The sequence below is a fragment of the Algoriphagus sanaruensis genome, from assembly GCF_001593605.1.
Classification (GTDB): Bacteria; Bacteroidota; Bacteroidia; order Cytophagales; family Cyclobacteriaceae; genus Algoriphagus; species Algoriphagus sanaruensis.
The window spans coordinates 2,946,188-2,962,722 of sequence record NZ_CP012836.1 but is presented as its reverse complement, the minus strand read 5'-3'; the positions used below and the strand labels follow the sequence as shown (position 1 = coordinate 2,962,722).

The following is a 16,535-nucleotide window of genomic DNA, read 5'->3' as shown; positions in this document are numbered from 1 at the left end:
CTATTTTTTTAGCGTAAAGTAGAATGTGGAGCCTTGTCCAGGAATGGACTCTGCCCAGATTTTTCCTCCATGGTATTCGACTATTTTTTTACAAATCGACAGACCAATACCAGTTCCAGAATATTGATCCTTCTGATGAAGTCGCTGGAAGATGACAAAGATCTTGTCCAAGTACTCTTCTTCTATTCCGATCCCATTGTCTCGAATTTCAAATTTCCATTGATCGCTTAATTCCTCTCCTGAAATCCAAATCTCTGGCGTTTGACCAGCAGGTTGGTATTTTAATCCATTGCTGATTAGATTCTGAAATACTTGGATGATAGCGTTGGGGTGACAATTGATTGTTGGTAAAGTACCAAGATGGATTTTTGCTTGCTTTTCGGAAATATCCCGCTGATTCAATAGAATCACGTCATTTACCAATTTTCCGGATTCAGCCCAGACTTTCTTTTCGGAAATATTTCCAAGCCTTGAAAATTCCAACAAATCCAAAATGATAGAGCGCATTCTTTTGGCCCCGTCAACTGCAAAATGGATGTACTTTAAAGCCGTACTGTCTAAAACAGGACTATATTTCTTTTCCAATAAGCCCAAGAAGCTACTGATCATTCGCAAAGGCTCCTGTAAGTCATGGGAGGCAACGAAAGCAAATTGTTCCAGTTCTTTATTGGTTGCTTCTAGTTCTTGGTTTGCTTCTAAAAGCTCTTTATTGAGGATTTTCAAGGATTCTTCATAGGCCTTACGATTGGTGATATCTTGAATGATTCCTACCATTCGAGTAGGTTTTCCATCTTCATCCCGTTTGATAATACCTCGGTCAAGGAGATAGAAAAACCCTTTCCCTTTTTTGCTGAATCGGTATTCGACTTGGAAATATTCCTCACTAGGATCTTGAAGGCATTGGTCCAGATAATTGGTGACAAAATCTCGGTCTTCCGGGAAAATCCGTTCTAGCCAGCGCGAGTTGTCCGGATGGAATCCTGCGATTTCTTCTCCAAAAAGGTAATCGAACCCTTCTCCCCAGTAATGCTGCTTGGTAATGAAGTTCACGTCCCAAATGGCATCTGTAGAAGCTTGAGAGATTAATTTAAATCGCTCATTGAATTCGTTGATTTTATTTTCGGATTCTTTCCTGTCAGAGATATCTCGGATGATGGCAGATAGACCATCCGCACTCGGATACATGGTCACATCTAGCCATCTATTTACCCAAGGGTCAAAGGATTCAAACGTGACCGTTTCTTGATGATCGAGCACTTTTTTATAGGCCTCTCTGAAATCAGAATTAACTTCTTTGACATAATCCCAAATAGACTTACCGATAATTTCGGATCGGCTGACGCCAGTTAATTTTTCAAGAACATTATTCCAATAGGTGACCTTGTAATTTTTGTCTAAGGCATAGAATGAATCTCGAATACTTTCTAGAAGGGAATTCTTTACATTCAAAGCCCGCTTGTTTTCATCTAGATTAAATTTTTTCTCAATGACAAAAGCGAGATTGGTCGTCGTACTATTGAGAAAGTTCATTTCATCTTCAGACCATACTCGTTCTAGGTCACAGTTGTCTAATACAACAAACCCGAAAATTTCATTTCCGACAAAAATGGGTACAATCAAAATCGAGACGATGGATTGCTCTTCAAGAATCTTCTTTGTCGCACCACTGGTATCGGATGTTCGTATTGAAAATGGCTTCCTTTCATTCAGAAGATGCCAAATTTCGGGGTGTTCTTCTACGGGGATACTCTTATAATCCGGATTATCTAGCTGGGCTGAAGCGATTCCATTTGTCCATTCATTGGTCATGACACCTTTGGAATCGTAAATCCGAATGAGTGAGGCTCGATCCACATCTGTCGCCTCCCCAATCATTTGGAGCATATCATCCATTCGATCTTCCCAGTTTTCTGCTTCCAAAAATGATTGCGTGATCTCCGCAGTTTTGCTGATCAATTTGGTTTTTGATTCCAGTAATTTATTTAGCTGATGCTCTTCACTGATGTCTTGAACCGTGCCAATAAACCGTATTTTTCCATCTGAAAACGATAATTCCCCTTTTTCCCTCACATACTTAATTTTTCCTTTCGGGGTAATGATTCGGTGGATCGCATTGAGTGGCCTTTCACCGGAAAGGGCAGCCCTGTGCTCTTGAACAAATTCTTCTCGGTCTTCGGAAGGAAAGGATTGGATGAAGGATTCGAAATTTGGTTTTATGGAATTTTTTGGGATTCCCCAGATTTCATACACCTCGTCTGACCAGAAGATTTCTTCTGTCTCCAGATCAAATTCCCAATATCCCAGTCTGCTTATTTTTTGAGAGAGATTGAGTTTTTCGATCAATTGATGTGTTTCCTGCTCAGATTTGATTTTGTCGGTGATGTTTCTGAGAATACAGGCTACAAATGAAATTTTATGATCAACATTTACCGGAATAAATCGGATATCGGAATTGATTTTAAGCCCATCAATAGTAAGCGTCCTAACCAATGAAAATTGCTCTCCTTTGAATGCTCTAGCATAAGATTCTTCCCAAAATTCAATCGCTTCTGAATCTAAAAGATTGCGATCAAGAATGATGGAATTCGGACGAAGTGGACTGCCATATCGTTCCATAAACTCCTTTTGAAAACTTTCATTCGCATAGGCAAGCTCATTCTCCTTATTCACCATCCAGACAAGCTCGTCCATCGAATCAAAAATGGTCACAATTCTTCTGCAGTCGGTAAAGAATTCCAGACCCTCTGCAATCACTTTGATCAATCCGCCTTTTTGTTTGATTCCTTGGAGTGTAAAAGTGCTTCCTTCAATTTGGATGTTTTTTTTGTTCCCTTTTGGCGTTTTGATCCAGATGGTGGTTTGAAAATAATTTTCACCTTCAATGAGCCTCTTTAATTGGTGAATTGTGGGTTGAGGCTCAGCTTCACAAATAAGATTAAAGATAAGGTCAAAAGAAGCTTCAGAAGAATGATCAATTTCCAAAAGCTGAAATACCTCTTCAGAAAAAGAAACGGCAGAATCCTGAATGACCCATTGCCCAGTCATTAGGACAACATTTTCAGGAGCTACATGCAGGAACTGCTGATCTAGCGATGATCTAGAATTATTTGTTGTTTCTTTTTTTGAGTTCGATTCTGAATTCCCCATGTGCCGGGATTTTTTTTAATGATTGTGAATTGGGAAGGGTGAAATTTAAAGCCGAACGACTTCCCCTGTTTTGACTGACTCATCGCAGGCAAACGCGATTTTTAAGCTGTTTAAGGCATCTGCAAGGTGGTCTGATAAATCCATATTTTCTTGAATTGCCTTCAGAAAAAAGGCTTGTTCTCGATTGCAGAGCTCTTGATGATTGGGTTCATCGGTCATATCGATCCACTCATCCTTTTTAGTGAAATGGTTTTTATCGTCCAAATCAGCATGATGGACTCGAATGGATTCAGTTTTGGTGTGGGAATCCACGTCATCAGATTTTCCGGCTGCTCCGGCATCTTTAGCGACGATGGACACGGCTCCTTTAGGACCGAAAACATCTTTTACAAAAAAAGCTGTTTCACTGATCATAGGACCCCAACCTGCTTCATACCAACCAACCGATCCATCTTCAAATCGAATCTGAAGTTGCCCGTAATTGTAATTATCTGATGCAATATCATTGGTTAATCTGGCTCCGATCGCCGAAACCCAAACTGGTTTGGATCTTGTCATCTGACACATCACATCGATGTAGTGCACTCCACAATCTACAATTGGGCTTAAAGACTTCATCAAATTGCGATGCACATCCCACATGAAACCGTGACTTTGCTGGTTGAGATTCATGCGCATGACGAGTGGTTTTCCAAGTTTCTGAGCTTCCTCAATAAACCGCATCCAAGAGGGATGATGCCGAAGAATATAGCCCACCACTACTTTTTTATTTTTCTCAGTTGCTTTTGCGATAATTCGCTCACATCCTATGACGGTATCGGCGAGCGGTTTCTCGATAAAAACATGGCAATTGGCTTCAAGTGCTTTTATCGCAAAATCTTCGTGGGTATCGGGATAAGTCGAAATACAAACTGCATCTGGCTTAGTTTCTTTCAAGGCCTGATCAAAATCTTCAAAAAGAGCATAGTTGGCGCCTAGGCTTTTGTTTAACCTTACCTTGCTTTCACCTCTTGCGACTAATCCACAGATTTCAAACTCAGGAAAATGATGGTAAGCAGTCGCATGGGATGCGCCCATATTTCCACAACCTACGACAAGTATTTTGATGGGTTGATTCATGGTTGATGACTTGATTCGATTAGTTTTTGAATTTCAGTTTTAGAAAGATACTTGATATTTACATCCATTGTGATGGGTTGTAAAGGTTCATCTTCAGAATTTCTCTCAACGGCAACAATTTGATCAACCAAGTTCATTCCTTTGATCACCTTTCCAAATATGGTGTAATTACCGTCTAGCCTTGGGATACCTTTTTTGTTTTGGACGATATAAAATTGACATCGAGCGGATACTTTTCCTGGATTTTCATCTCTGCCTGCACCTACTGCACCATAAGTATGGGTAAGCTCTGGATGAAACTCGGGATCTAAAAGATATTCTGGATCAGTAAAGCCTTCCGGAGTATCTGGACATCCTCCTTGAGCGACAAAATCAGGGATTACTCGATTGAATGTAAGGCTATCCCAATAGCCTGCCTCTGCCAGTTCTATAAAGCTCTCTTTATGTTTTGGCGTCCGATCATCTAGATAAATCCAGATTTCGCCAAGGGGAGTTTGGATCTCTCCAATTGGGATCAAATCGGTCTGAATAAAAAACTTAAAAATTATAAGTAACCAGAAAATTCCAGTCGTCGTCCACATGCTTTGATAATTTTAACTGATTATAATTTACTCGACTAAATAGTTTTTTCAAATGCCATTGGATTTATTGGAAATAAAAAAGGAACGGGATTACCGTTCCTTTTTTTTGTTATTTACCGGATTGGCGTACATCGCTAGAAAACTTTGGACTTCAAGAGGATTCGTTTGATTTACACGTTCACTGAGGCGCCGTTCAAAAGCGGCTTTTTCTTCTAGGGTATATTGGTCAGAATAGGTGGTGGTTTGATTTAGCAAATCGTGGGCAATGTAATTACTTGGCCAAAGTTTGTATCCTTCCCAAATATGTATGTCGATTTTATCCGCCAATACACTCAATTTTTCAGACTGGTTCAGATCCATTTTTGAAATTTCCTGTATTTCCTCATCCATTACAGTATTTACTTGAAGATGAATCCGTTTTTTGGTTCCCATGATTCCCCTCAGGAGGTTGATGAAATCTTCGTTCTCACTTTTGACATATTTTTCATCTCGGGCCTTTGCCAGTAATTCCGGCATTTTCAATATATCAGTTGGATCATATTCGTAAGAAATAGATACAGGCACCAACTTGATTTTTTCAAAAAATGAAAAAGCATCGGAGGAGGGTTCGGCCAAGGTAAGCATCTTTAAGACTCCTTTATGGGTGGAGTCGTTTCCATCCTTGGTTCTTCCTTCTTTTTGAGCTGTCCAAACGGATCTATTTTCCTTCAAAAGGGATTTTTGAATATACTCACTGGCTAAAATCGAGCTTTCCAAAAGGGCTCTTCCTGTCAGACCTCTACGAATGGCAAAATTCCGGTTGAGTCTAGAAAGTGTATGCAGAAATGGCTTTTTGATTAGATTATCCCCAATTGCAGAGGTAGTCATGACCAACCCATTTTCATAAAGAAGGGCGTTCAGAAGGGATGTATCAAGAATGATATCTCGATGATTGGAGATAAATAGGTAAGCGGTATTTGGCTCTAGCAATTCAAATCCACCAGAAGATAATCCTTCTGAGCTTTTTTGAAGTACTTTCATCAGGCCTGGGTAGATGAAGTTGATTTGAAAATCCCGCAAGGAGTGCGTATGCAACATCAAATCATTCCAATGGGAAGGAGAATCATTTGGAAACGTAAAGTTCATCATGGCCTCCAGCATGGGGTCATCGATGATTTGCCGAATTGCGGCATTCACTTCTGCATCGTAAAAGGGTCTGATCGAGTCAAACTTGGACATAGGTTGGAGATAAATGATTCGCAAAAAGCAAAAAAACACACAAAAAGGGAAGAACCCCTATCGCTCCGTGTTCAAAATTGCCTAATTCCGTTTGAGGTGTTTGTTGAAAAATAATAGGTGAACAGGAAGTGATTCAGTCCAGTACGTCCAGGTATGAGCTCCAGGTCGCTCGATGTAGTCATGTGGAGTTTGATTCCAAAGCAAAATACTTCTCAATTGGCGGTTGGTATGAATCAAGAAATCATCCACGCCACAGTCAATGATGAGTGCTAATCCATTTTCATGAATCTTTCGAGCGAGTCCAACAGCGGTGTAGGAATTGAAGTCAGGAGCAATGTAATTGATTTCTCCAAGCATTTGCTTTTGCCCTTCTTGTCTGAGTTTTCGGAAATCTTCTGGTACAGTCCACATCCGAGTATCGATATTCATCACACCACTCATGCTTCCTGCTGCTACAAACAATTCAGGATGTTTAGCTGATAGCATAATTGCGCCATGGCCACCCATGGATAATCCGGTGATTGCTCGGGATTCTTTTTGAGCAAGTGTTCGATAATTTTTATCTACAAAAGGGATTAATTCTTCAATCATGTAGGTTTCATACCTGACAGAGTCCATCAAAGGACTGTCGTAATAGTAACTCGCGGGTCCTACTCCGGGAGTGACGATGATAAGATTATACTGGTCGGAAAGTCGGTTCACTAGTCCAAGTTCAGTGACTTTTTTATGCCAATCATCAAATGCTCCAGAACCGCCATGCAATAAATACAACACAGGATAGGATTGATTTCCAGTTTGATAAGTGGACGGGAGGGTGACTGCTGCTTTTAGGCTTTTTTGCATTGCCGCACTAAAAACGCTAATCGTATCAACTTTCGCCTGTGAAAATGAAGGTTGGAAAGCGTATACGAAGAGGATAAATAGGATAATTTTTTTCATAGGTGCTTTAAGGTTTGGATGGTCAAAATAGAGACTTTTCAGGGGATCATCATCATTTCTGTGATGAATGTACCCTACAGACCTTGGATGGAATTTGTATATTCAAGAGTAAATCACCCGTACCATGAGGCCCACAAGTTCCACTGCAAATTTTCTACTAATACTCGTCCTAGGATCGATTGTCCTTCGGGAAGGTTCATTCATTTGGATACCCTTAGTTTGGGGGATTTTTTTTGCATTTGCGCTTTATCCCATTTCGCTTTGGTTTGAAAAGAGGCATGTGCCACGAGGGCTGGCTATCTTTCTTGCTATTGCTTTGGTTTCCTTATTTTTTCTAAGCCTATTTTACCTATTGCTTCACCAGATGATTGGGCTCCTTCAGGATATTCCTGAGATCCAGAGTAATCTAGAAGGGAAGTTTGATCGGTACTACGGAGACCTGGCCTTGATCTTTGGAGATAATTTTCTTGGAATTCAAAAAGACTCCAGCCTTTTGTCATTTTTTCAATCTGGAAACTTGAATCAAACCTTATTTTCAACAGGTAAGTCATTGACTTTGATGGGTATAATTCCCTTGTACATTTTTCTGTTGATGTATTACAAAGACTTTTTTGGTGAATTTTTGCTTCGGTATTCGAGAAGAAATAATGATCAAATCCTGAATTGGGTAGGGGATTCTGGAAAGGTGATTCAATCGTATCTTGTTGGAATCGTGCGAGTGACTGGAATTGTAGCCCTTTTGGCGGGCATATTCTTTTACGTGATGGGGATCAAGTATTTCCTTCTATTCGCGGCCTTCATCGCTATCATGAATCTGATTCCTTATGTTGGGGTATTTGTTTCTTCACTATTGGTGATTCTGTATGTTTTTTTGACTACAGATTCTCTGGTTTATCCTTTGGTTACTTTCGGAACTCTTTGGGGCTTACAGCTTTTCGAAAATAACGTGATTACCCCTTATGTGGTAGGTTCAAAAGTTAAGGTAAATGCCTTGGCGGTAATTTTTGCGATTTTGATAGGAGGTTGGCTTTGGGGAGTTTCAGGAATGATGCTTTTTATTCCTATGGTTGGTGTATTGAAAATCACCCTGGAACGAAGTGAAAAATTGAAACCCTTCGCTTATCTACTAGGTGACGATGTGCCTGTGTCAGAACAGTCTGAAAATTTTTGGAAGCTGATCCGAAGGAAATGGAAATCAGAGGACCAGAAATAAAAAAAGCAAATCTGAAAGATTTGCTTTTGAAAATTAAAGTCGGGGTGGCAGGATTCGAACCTACGACCTCCACATCCCAAATGTGGCGCGATACCGGGCTACGCTACACCCCGAAACTTTTCCTTGATCGCTTTTGATTAAGGTGGTGCAAACTTAGGAAAATTTCACAATTTCAAATTGAATCGAAAATAAAAAATCAGCCAAATCCATCGTTCTTCAGGCTTTTCTGATTCAACTGCTTGATTTCAAATAATTTGAAGTGAGAATTTTTTTTTGGTTTTATTAAAATCGCTTTGAATTTATTTTTTGCAATAGGCTGCAATTAGCATTTCAGCACATCGCTCTCCATCCATTGCGGCAGAAACGATTCCTCCTGCATATCCGGCGCCTTCTCCGCAGGGATAAAGTCGTTTGATTTGAGGGTGTTCGAAGGTTTCTTTAATTCTTGGAATTCGAACTGGAGAGGAGGTTCTACTTTCCACTCCAATTAGTTGAGCATCATTGGTAAAATATCCTTTCATCTTTTGACCAAAAGCCTTGAAAGCCATAGCCATTCGCTCGGCGATGAAGTCGGGCAGCACTTCCCGCATCTCAACGGAGACCAGCCCAGGTTGGTAGGAGGTATCCAATAAGCTTGAGGAAACCTTTCGATTGACAAAATCCACCATTCGCTGTGCGGGAGCAGTTTGAGTCTTTCCACCTGCAGCCCAAGCTTTCTGCTCAATTTCAGCTTGAAAATGCATCGCCGATAAGGCTCCGAATTGATGGTATTTCCCCAAATCTTCAAGTTCAACAGAGACGACCATTCCTGAATTGGCAAATTTGCTGTCTCTTCGGCTTGGGCTCATTCCGTTTACAACCAATTCTCCCGGTGCAGTTGCCGCAGGAACGATAAAGCCTCCCGGACACATGCAAAAGCTAAACACACCCCTTTGCTTTCCTTTATATTCAGTTTGATGGACCAAAGAATAAGCCGAGGCTGGAAGATAAGGTCCTCGGTCAATTTCACAATGGTATTGAATTCGGTCAATCAGGGTTTGACTATGCTCAATCCGAACCCCCAAGGCAAAGGGTTTCGCTTCGATTAGAACTTTTCTTCGATCTAATAATTGAAAAATATCTCGGGCAGAATGTCCCGTCGCTAGGATTACCCCAAGTCCTTTGATTTTATCTCCTTGCTGAGTGATTACCCCCTTGATTTCATCATTTTCAAGGATCAGGTCTTCTACTCGGGTATCGAAAAGGATCTCTCCTCCATGTTCCAAGATTGTCTCTCGTAGTTTAGCCACTAAAACCGGAAGCTTATTTGTGCCAATGTGTGGATGTGCATCAACAAGGATTTCTTCGGTAGCACCATGTGCTACCAAGATTTCCATGATTCTGCGGATGTCTCCACGTTTTTTGGACCGGGTGTACAATTTCCCATCAGAATAAGTCCCAGCACCTCCTTCGCCGAAACAGTAGTTTGAGTCTGGATTGACAATTCCTTCTTTATTGATGGCTGCTAGGTCTCGTCTTCTCGCTCGGACATCTTTTCCTCGTTCGATCACAATAGGTTTTACACCTAGTTCGATTGCTCTCAAAGCTGCAAAAAGTCCCGCAGGACCTGCTCCAACAATCAAAATCGGATCTTGCTGAGAGACGTGATGGTATTCAGGCAAATGATCTAAAAGTGATCCGGGGTTTTCATTGATGAAAAGCTCAGCTTCCACATTTACTAGGACTTTTCTGCCTCTTGCGTCAATTGATCGGCGCGTTTGACGAGCAAAAGCATTCGGCAAGTCAGGGGCTAGTCCGGCTTTCTTTAGGACTGCTTTTCTGAAGTTTTCAGAATCGTAAGCCTCCTCAGGGGAAAGCTGCAGGGAAAAGTTTTGTTTCATGGGTAAGGTGTTTATCCTTAAATCTTCGCAAAGGTAAAACTTCCGCTTAATTCCCTTGAGACAATATCCGTCTAAAATTAGCTAGGACTATTTCAGAACCTTATTTTTGAAAATGCAATTCGCAATCGTGGATATTGAAACTACAGGTGGAGCACCTTCAGGAGGAGGGATCACTGAGATTGCAGTTGTGCTTCACGATGGGGAGAAAATCACAGGTGAGTTTCAAACTTTACTCAATCCCCAGCAATATATCCCGGGATTTATCACCGGATTAACCGGAATAGATCAGCAGATGGTCGCCGATGCACCGGTATTTGAAGAAATAGCGGACGAGTTATGGGAACTCTTGAAAGATCGAGTGTTTGTGGCCCATAATGTCAATTTTGATTTCAGTTTTATTCGGGAGGCGTTTTCCAAAAATGGAAAAACATGGAATCCACCACGATTATGTACCGTGAGAATGGCTCGAAAAGCTATCCCTGGAATGGGTTCGTATAGTTTGGGGAGATTATGCGAAAGTCTCCGAATTCCCATTTTGGCACGTCACCGAGCTATGGGAGATGCAAAAGCTACCGCCATTCTTTTTGATAAGATCATTCGGGAAAAATCCGATATCGTCTATTCCTCTTTGAAAAAAAACAGTGGGGAATCCTATCTTCCGCCCAATTTCCCATTATCAAAATTCCGTCAAATTCCGGAGGCCTGCGGGGTTTATTACATGCTCAATGCCAAAGGAAAAGTGATCTATGTGGGAAAAGCCAATAATATCAAGGAGCGATTTAAAGGTCATTTTTCGGGAAAGGTGTTGCCTCAACTCAAGCAAAAGCTTAAGGAAGAAGTAACCGACCTTAAATGGCAAATTACTGGTTCCGAGTTTATGGCTTTGCTCATCGAAATGCTTGAAATCAAGCGAATTTGGCCGATTTATAATTCAGCGCTCAAAAGCCCTAAGTCGCTTTGGGGTATTTTTCATTATCAAGATGGATCAGGCTTTTCAAGATTTCAAATCTCCAAAACCACCAAAAATCTTCGCCCTTTGGAGACTTTTTTTAGTCAAGAAGAAGCCAAGCAATATCTGCAGTCTGCCACTGAAACCTATCAACTTTGTGGGAAGCTCAATGGCTTGCATAAAGTATCTTGTAACCATTTAAATGGGGCAACTTGCCTTGGGGCTTGTTTCTCAAATGAATCACCGAAAAGCTACAATCAGCGAGCAGAAGAATGGGTCCAACTTCTAAGTACTTCTAAAAAAGATATTTTAATCAAACTCGAGGGAAGAAGTAAAGATGAAGTTGCCGCCTGCGTTTTTTCAGGCGGTGTTTTGACCCGTTATGGTTTCGTCGCTTCAACTGAAGTGGAAATCGAGCAGTTGGAAAAAGTGAATCCAGTCCCTGAGACATTTTACATCCTCAGACAATACCTCCATCAATTTGACCTCAGTCAAATCACTGTTTTAGAACGAAAAATAGAGGAATCGCCTTGGATATTAAACTTTGGTTAGGTCAAGGAAAGGTGCCATTCAGCAGCCAGAAAACTATAATAAATTGTATCTCTTCTTCTTCCTCTTGTCATTAGCGTGTGGCTTCTGAGCACTCCTTCTTCTATTGCTCCGATATTTTTCAATGCGGTTCTAGCGGGAACATTCAAAACATCCGTTTTGATTTCTACTCGCATCATTTCTAGAGTACCAAAAGCATAATCCAACATGAGCTTTTTCATGGCAGGGTTGATTCCTCTTCCTCTAAAATCTTTGCCCAGCCATGTCCAACCAATTTCAATACGGCGGTCTTTAGGGAAGTAATTTCCAAAGGCTGTAGAACCTGCCATTTCCATCGTTTTTTTGTCAATGACAGTAAACTGAAGTCGCTCTCCTTTAAAATGAGGTGCCGCCCAATCTTTAAACTGATTGGTATCACTCAAATCATGGGTGAAATAAATCCATTGATCCGAATCTTGAGTCAGCTTTTGTAAAACAGGAAAGTCCTGCTCGACGAGTGGTCTGAGCAGGACTTGGTCATTTTCTAGAATAAGATCAGATGGAAGCATTATCCAAGGACTTCTTTAATCGCTTGATTGTATAGGGTGACTTCTTCGATGGTTCCGGTGGAGATTCTGCACCAGTCGTTCAATGGAGGAAATGGTCTTCCGATAATAAACCCTTTCTCAGCCATAGCTTTTCCCAAAGCGGTTACATCTCGACCAGATTGGAAAAACACAAAATTGGCATGTGATTCCAGATAGGGGAGTTTTAATTCGTCAAGCGTTTGAATTATCAAGGCTTTCGCTTCTGCATTTTTCTTCAAGGAAAATTGATAAAATTCCTGATCTGCCAAGGCGGCTTTTCCAGCCTCGATGGCCATGATATTGGTGTTCGCTACTACTCGGTCTCGGAGTTTTTGAGCTAATTCAGGTCGTGCAATCAAATATCCCATTCGGATTCCTGCCAGCCCGTACACTTTGGAAAGGGTACGGGAAACGACTACATCGTATCCTTTTTTTACCAATTCTACCATCGAAGGGTAATTCGGCTCGGTGATGTAATCATAATAGGCTTCATCGCTGAAGACGATAGCTCGTTGGCTAACCGTTTGGCAAAAATCAATCACTTGATCAGCAGGAAGCAACTTTCCAGTTGGGTTATTCGGATTACACAAAAATACCAATCTTGTTTCGTGACTGACTCGCTTTTCGATTTCTTCCAAATCAAAATCCAAATCCTTATTCAAAGGAACCCAATTGATATCTGTACCCCAGAGTTCGGCATATTCCATCATGGAAAGGAAAGTGGGAGCGCAGGAAATAATTTCACCTCCTTGCGCAAAAGTGATTCCTGTGACTTTCAATCCTTCAGTAGATCCCGCAACTAGTACTATATGATCTTCCGGCACTCCTTCCTTTTCAGCAATCATTTTCACCAAGGAGGCATTGTATCCCCAAGGGTAACGGCATCCATTATCAAATGCAGCTGTCATGGCTTGCCGCATTTTTTCGGAAGGGCCGTAGGGATTTTCATTAGATCCAAGTCTGATCGGGCCAGCTAATGGTCTTGGATTATATTTTTTGATTTCTTCAGCAGATAGGTTTGATACAATTCCTGTACCTCCCAGCATAGCCAATCCACTTCCTAGAGTAGCAGATTTCAGCCAATTTCTTCTTGATATTCCTGTCATTGCTTTTCGGTTTTGATTGGTAAAATACTAAGGATTTGCCAAGGATATTATAAAAAAGATATTTTTTCCTTCATTTTGTTTGATAGAATAATATTTAGAAAATTTGGTCATTTGAAAATTTTTATTCTGAAATATTTATTTTTTCAGAATTTATTTTTTACATTTTCTTATTGTCCTATCACTTTAACCCCTAATTCAAATGAAAAAGCTACTAATGCTCTTGATTTGTGGGATGATTTGGGCAGGCAGCGTATTCGCCCAATCGATCCAGTATATGGTATTCGAGTTTATCAAGGTGTCTAATGAACAGCTCTTTGATTACATCGAGTATAAAGACTTTATGGAGAAAGTTTACCGTCAGGCGTTGAATGATAAGCTGATTAAAGGCTGGGAATATTGGCGCGTGCAAAATGGAGAGGGACAAAGCAACTACCAGTGTATCATGGTGACTTATTATGATGATCCGGTAAAAATGATGAATGGAATGGATGATGAGACAATCATCAACTATACAAAAATCGCTTATCCTCATTTAAATGATGAACAAGTTCGAACCGTATTTCAACAAGCATTAGGGATTCGGGAATTACCTATGCGGCTCTATATGAAGGAGTTGTCTTGTACACAGGATCAATTTCAATTTAAACCTGGAATTTTGGCATCCTTTGACCTGATGAAAGCCGTAGAAGGAAGGTATCAAGATTATGAAAAGGCAGAAATTGATGTATTCAAACCCATTCATCAGAACAAAATTGCTCAAGGAATGATGGGGCATTGGAGTTTTCTTCGAGCGGCTTTGCCACAAGGTTCTGAAGCATCTTCTACCCATCTGACCATGAACTTATTTAAAGATTATGTTCAGTTTTTCAATTCTCAGGAATATGAAGATATGCACCAGACTGCAGAGCAACGTGCTGCTGTGAATGCAGGTTTAAACTCAAGAGATCAAAAATGGATCTACTTGGCCACTTTAGAAAATGTAGTTAGATGATAGTCCGGTTTGACTGAATCTACGCTTAGGCTCCGTTTGGAGCCTTTTTTATTTCCTTTCAGAAGAATCTTTGCCTCTGAAGTACTTGAAAAGAAAGACGCCCACAGTAGGGCCGAGGAAGAGAAATCCCAAATAAACCTTTGGCTCAAGTAGTAAAGCCAATTCTCTCGTGACTAAAATGCTGATCACAGTTATTCCAAATCCAACACTGTTAACCAAGGTAAGAGCTGTTCCTCGCTGTTCTGCAGGAACACTTTGAGCAACAAGTGTTGAAAATTGCGGGGAATCCGCAGTCACCGAAATGCCCCAAAGAAGCAAAAACGTGAAAATAATAAAAGCTGAAATATCAGGTAAAACCAATAAAAGCAATCCACAAAGTCCCGACAAAATTAAGCTTCCAATTGCCACTTGTTGACTCCCGATTTTTTGTGCTAAAATCCCTCCTAAAGCACAGGAAACTCCCCCGGCAGAAATTATCCAGAATGTCCATAGTGATTGATTTTCAGTGGAAAGTGTTCCTTGGGTGAGTCCAAAAATCAACGCGGGTAAGAAAGCCCAAAAAGTGTAGAGTTCCCACATGTGCCCAAAATACCCTCCAGCAGCACCTTTCAATGCAGTGTTTTTGGTGAATTTCGGAATCAATCCAAAATCAAGTTTGGGGCTTTTTTTACGATAAGGGCCATCAGGAACTAGAAATCCAATCGCTAAACCTCCTAAAATCGCAAGGGTAGAAGTACTCCATAAAATTGTTTTCCAGGATATTTCCCAACCTAGGCCTTTGAGTAAAAATGGAAATCCAGTTCCCAAAACCAAGGCCCCAACCAAAAATCCAAGTGCGGAACCTAAGCCTTTTTCAAAATAGTCTGCTGCTATTTTCATTCCGACGGGATATATACCTGCCAAGAAAAAGCCAACCCAAAACCTGCAAAATAGAATGGTCGAAAAACTTGTAGGTAAGAGGATGATCGAAAAATTGAAAGAGGCAGCTAGTATGCAGCTAATCAGAAACACCTTAGAAGGGGAGAATCGATCTGCTATGGATCCAAGTGCATAAAGGAACGTCCCAAAAATAAAACCCAACTGGACTACTAGGGTGAGTGTCGGAGCAGTACCAGATCTGTCAAGGAGGATTTCCCATTCAGATGCAGCTGCATTTCCTGCAAACCAAAGCGAAGTGCCTAGAAATTGAGCAATGACGATCAAAATCAAGGCACTTCGCGGAGGAATTTGCTTTGGCATTAGGCTTTTAAAATAGATTCGATCGAGGCTAGTTCCTCTTGGGAAAACGTGGAGTTTTTCACTGCTGCAACATTGTCATCCAACTGCTCAGGTTTAGAAACTCCAATCAATACAGAGGTAATTCTCGAATCTTTCAATAGCCATGCAATCGCCATTTGTGCTAGGCTTTGTCCTCTTTGCTTGGCGATTTCATTGAGCTTACTGATCATTTGGATTTTTTCAGGCGCTATTTGTTCAGCCTTAAGATACCGGCCGTCTTTAGCCGCTCTCGAGTCGCTTGGGATTCCTTTGAGGTATTTATCTGTAAGCATTCCTTGCTCAAGGGGTGAAAATGCGATGCTGCCAATTCCTTTTTCTTCAAGTACATCCATCAAACCACCTTCAACCCATCGATCTAGCATGCTGTATCTTGGCTGATGGATTAGGAGAGGGACTCCCATTTCTTTTAAAATTTGGTAGGCCTTGAGGGTGTCCTCAGCTGAATATTGTGAAATTCCTACATAGAGGGCTTTTCCTTGGCGATGGAGTTGAGCTAATGCGCCCATAGTCTCTTCCAAAGGCGTATTTGGGTCGGGTCGATGATGATAGAAAATATCTACGTAGTCGATGCCCATTCTTTTCAAACTCTGATCGCAACTTGCGATCAAGTATTTTTTAGATCCAAAATTCCCATAAGGACCAGGCCACATATCCCAGCCGGCTTTGGAGGAAATCAGTAATTCATCTCGATAGGGCAGGAAGTCTTTTTGAAGAATTCTTCCAAAATTCTCCTCAGCGGAGCCAAAAGGTGGGCCGTAATTATTTGCCAAATCAAAATGACAAATACCAAGGTCAAAAGCTCTTCGAAGGATTTTCCTTCCCAAAGTTAGGTCTGCATTGTGCCCGAAATTATGCCACAGTCCTAAACTGATCTCTGGAAGTTGCAATCCACTTTTTCCACAAAATCGATACTTCATTTGATCGTATCGATCGGCTGCTGGAAGATACGGGGGGAGTGGATTGTGATCGTTAATATGCATTGTATTAGAAGTTAATGGA

General features: G+C 41.0%; 13 protein-coding genes and 1 tRNA gene. 3 read left to right on the top strand and 11 right to left on the bottom strand.

The annotated features are described in order from the left end of the window. The 5 genes from AO498_RS13010 to AO498_RS12990 all read right to left on the bottom strand — a co-directional run bounded on the left by AO498_RS13010 (position 1) and on the right by AO498_RS12990 (position 7,004). A complete protein-coding gene (locus tag AO498_RS13010) occupies positions 1 to 3,147 on the bottom strand; it encodes a PAS domain S-box protein (RefSeq protein WP_067548431.1) in 3,147 nt (1,048 codons plus the stop codon). A 45-nt stretch (positions 3,148 to 3,192) separates the two neighbouring features. Beyond that, positions 3,193 to 4,266 carry a Gfo/Idh/MocA family protein gene (locus tag AO498_RS13005; RefSeq protein ID WP_067548428.1) on the bottom strand — a complete coding sequence of 358 codons (1,074 nt, stop codon included), beginning with the start codon at positions 4,264 to 4,266 and terminating at the stop codon, positions 3,193 to 3,195. After that, on the bottom strand, positions 4,263 to 4,847 hold the full coding sequence (locus tag AO498_RS13000) for a peptidylprolyl isomerase (RefSeq protein ID WP_067548425.1): 585 nt from the start codon (positions 4,845 to 4,847) through the stop codon (positions 4,263 to 4,265). Before AO498_RS13000 ends, AO498_RS13005 begins: the two co-directional genes overlap by 4 nt. 90 nt (positions 4,848 to 4,937) lie before the next feature. Further along, the gene (locus AO498_RS12995) at positions 4,938 to 6,065 is read right to left on the bottom strand and encodes a 1-acyl-sn-glycerol-3-phosphate acyltransferase (RefSeq protein ID WP_067548423.1); all 1,128 of its coding nucleotides are present in this window, start codon (positions 6,063 to 6,065) and stop codon (positions 4,938 to 4,940) included. An 81-nt stretch (positions 6,066 to 6,146) separates the two neighbouring features. Beyond that, the gene (locus tag AO498_RS12990) at positions 6,147 to 7,004 is read right to left on the bottom strand and encodes an alpha/beta hydrolase (RefSeq protein WP_067548420.1); all 858 of its coding nucleotides are present in this window, start codon (positions 7,002 to 7,004) and stop codon (positions 6,147 to 6,149) included. A 124-nt stretch (positions 7,005 to 7,128) separates the two neighbouring features. Here AO498_RS12990 and AO498_RS12985 point away from each other — a divergent pair, with 124 nt between their 5' ends. Then, on the top strand, positions 7,129 to 8,217 hold the full coding sequence (locus AO498_RS12985; RefSeq protein WP_067548417.1) for an AI-2E family transporter: 1,089 nt from the start codon (positions 7,129 to 7,131) through the stop codon (positions 8,215 to 8,217). Between the two features lie 39 nt (positions 8,218 to 8,256). On the opposite strand, the gene AO498_RS12980 is transcribed toward AO498_RS12985, so the two are convergent. Both AO498_RS12980 and AO498_RS12975 read right to left on the bottom strand, forming a co-directional pair. Continuing rightward, positions 8,257 to 8,330, bottom strand: a tRNA-Pro gene (locus AO498_RS12980). Between the two features lie 186 nt (positions 8,331 to 8,516). Further along, the gene (locus AO498_RS12975; RefSeq protein WP_067548414.1) at positions 8,517 to 10,097 is read right to left on the bottom strand and encodes an NAD(P)/FAD-dependent oxidoreductase; all 1,581 of its coding nucleotides are present in this window, start codon (positions 10,095 to 10,097) and stop codon (positions 8,517 to 8,519) included. A gap of 112 nt (positions 10,098 to 10,209) precedes the next feature. Here AO498_RS12975 and AO498_RS12970 point away from each other — a divergent pair, with 112 nt between their 5' ends. Continuing rightward, positions 10,210 to 11,598, top strand: a complete 1,389-nt coding sequence (locus tag AO498_RS12970) for an exonuclease domain-containing protein (protein WP_067548411.1) — start codon at positions 10,210 to 10,212, stop codon at positions 11,596 to 11,598. On the opposite strand, the gene AO498_RS12965 is transcribed toward AO498_RS12970, so the two are convergent. Both AO498_RS12965 and AO498_RS12960 read right to left on the bottom strand, forming a co-directional pair. Beyond that, positions 11,595 to 12,143: a GNAT family N-acetyltransferase gene (locus AO498_RS12965; protein ID WP_067548408.1), complete on the bottom strand. Its 549-nt coding sequence runs from the start codon at positions 12,141 to 12,143 to the stop codon at positions 11,595 to 11,597. The two genes, AO498_RS12970 and AO498_RS12965, sit on opposite strands and share 4 nt — an antisense overlap. Further along, positions 12,143 to 13,267 (bottom strand): pyridoxal phosphate-dependent aminotransferase, encoded by a 1,125-nt coding sequence (locus AO498_RS12960; protein WP_067548405.1) that lies wholly within the window; start codon positions 13,265 to 13,267, stop codon positions 12,143 to 12,145. The genes AO498_RS12965 and AO498_RS12960 overlap by 1 nt, the downstream gene beginning before the upstream one ends. 199 nt (positions 13,268 to 13,466) lie before the next feature. Here AO498_RS12960 and AO498_RS12955 point away from each other — a divergent pair, with 199 nt between their 5' ends. After that, positions 13,467 to 14,258, top strand: coding sequence for a hypothetical protein (locus AO498_RS12955; protein ID WP_067548402.1), 792 nt, complete (start codon positions 13,467 to 13,469; stop codon positions 14,256 to 14,258). A 48-nt stretch (positions 14,259 to 14,306) separates the two neighbouring features. Here the strand turns inward: AO498_RS12955 and AO498_RS12950 are convergent, their stop codons facing one another. Both AO498_RS12950 and mgrA read right to left on the bottom strand, forming a co-directional pair. Continuing rightward, positions 14,307 to 15,497: an MFS transporter gene (locus tag AO498_RS12950; RefSeq protein WP_067548399.1), complete on the bottom strand. Its 1,191-nt coding sequence runs from the start codon at positions 15,495 to 15,497 to the stop codon at positions 14,307 to 14,309. Beyond that, positions 15,497 to 16,516: an L-glyceraldehyde 3-phosphate reductase gene (mgrA, locus tag AO498_RS12945; protein WP_067548395.1), complete on the bottom strand. Its 1,020-nt coding sequence runs from the start codon at positions 16,514 to 16,516 to the stop codon at positions 15,497 to 15,499. The genes AO498_RS12950 and mgrA overlap by 1 nt, the downstream gene beginning before the upstream one ends. Positions 16,517 to 16,535 lie beyond the last annotated feature (19 nt).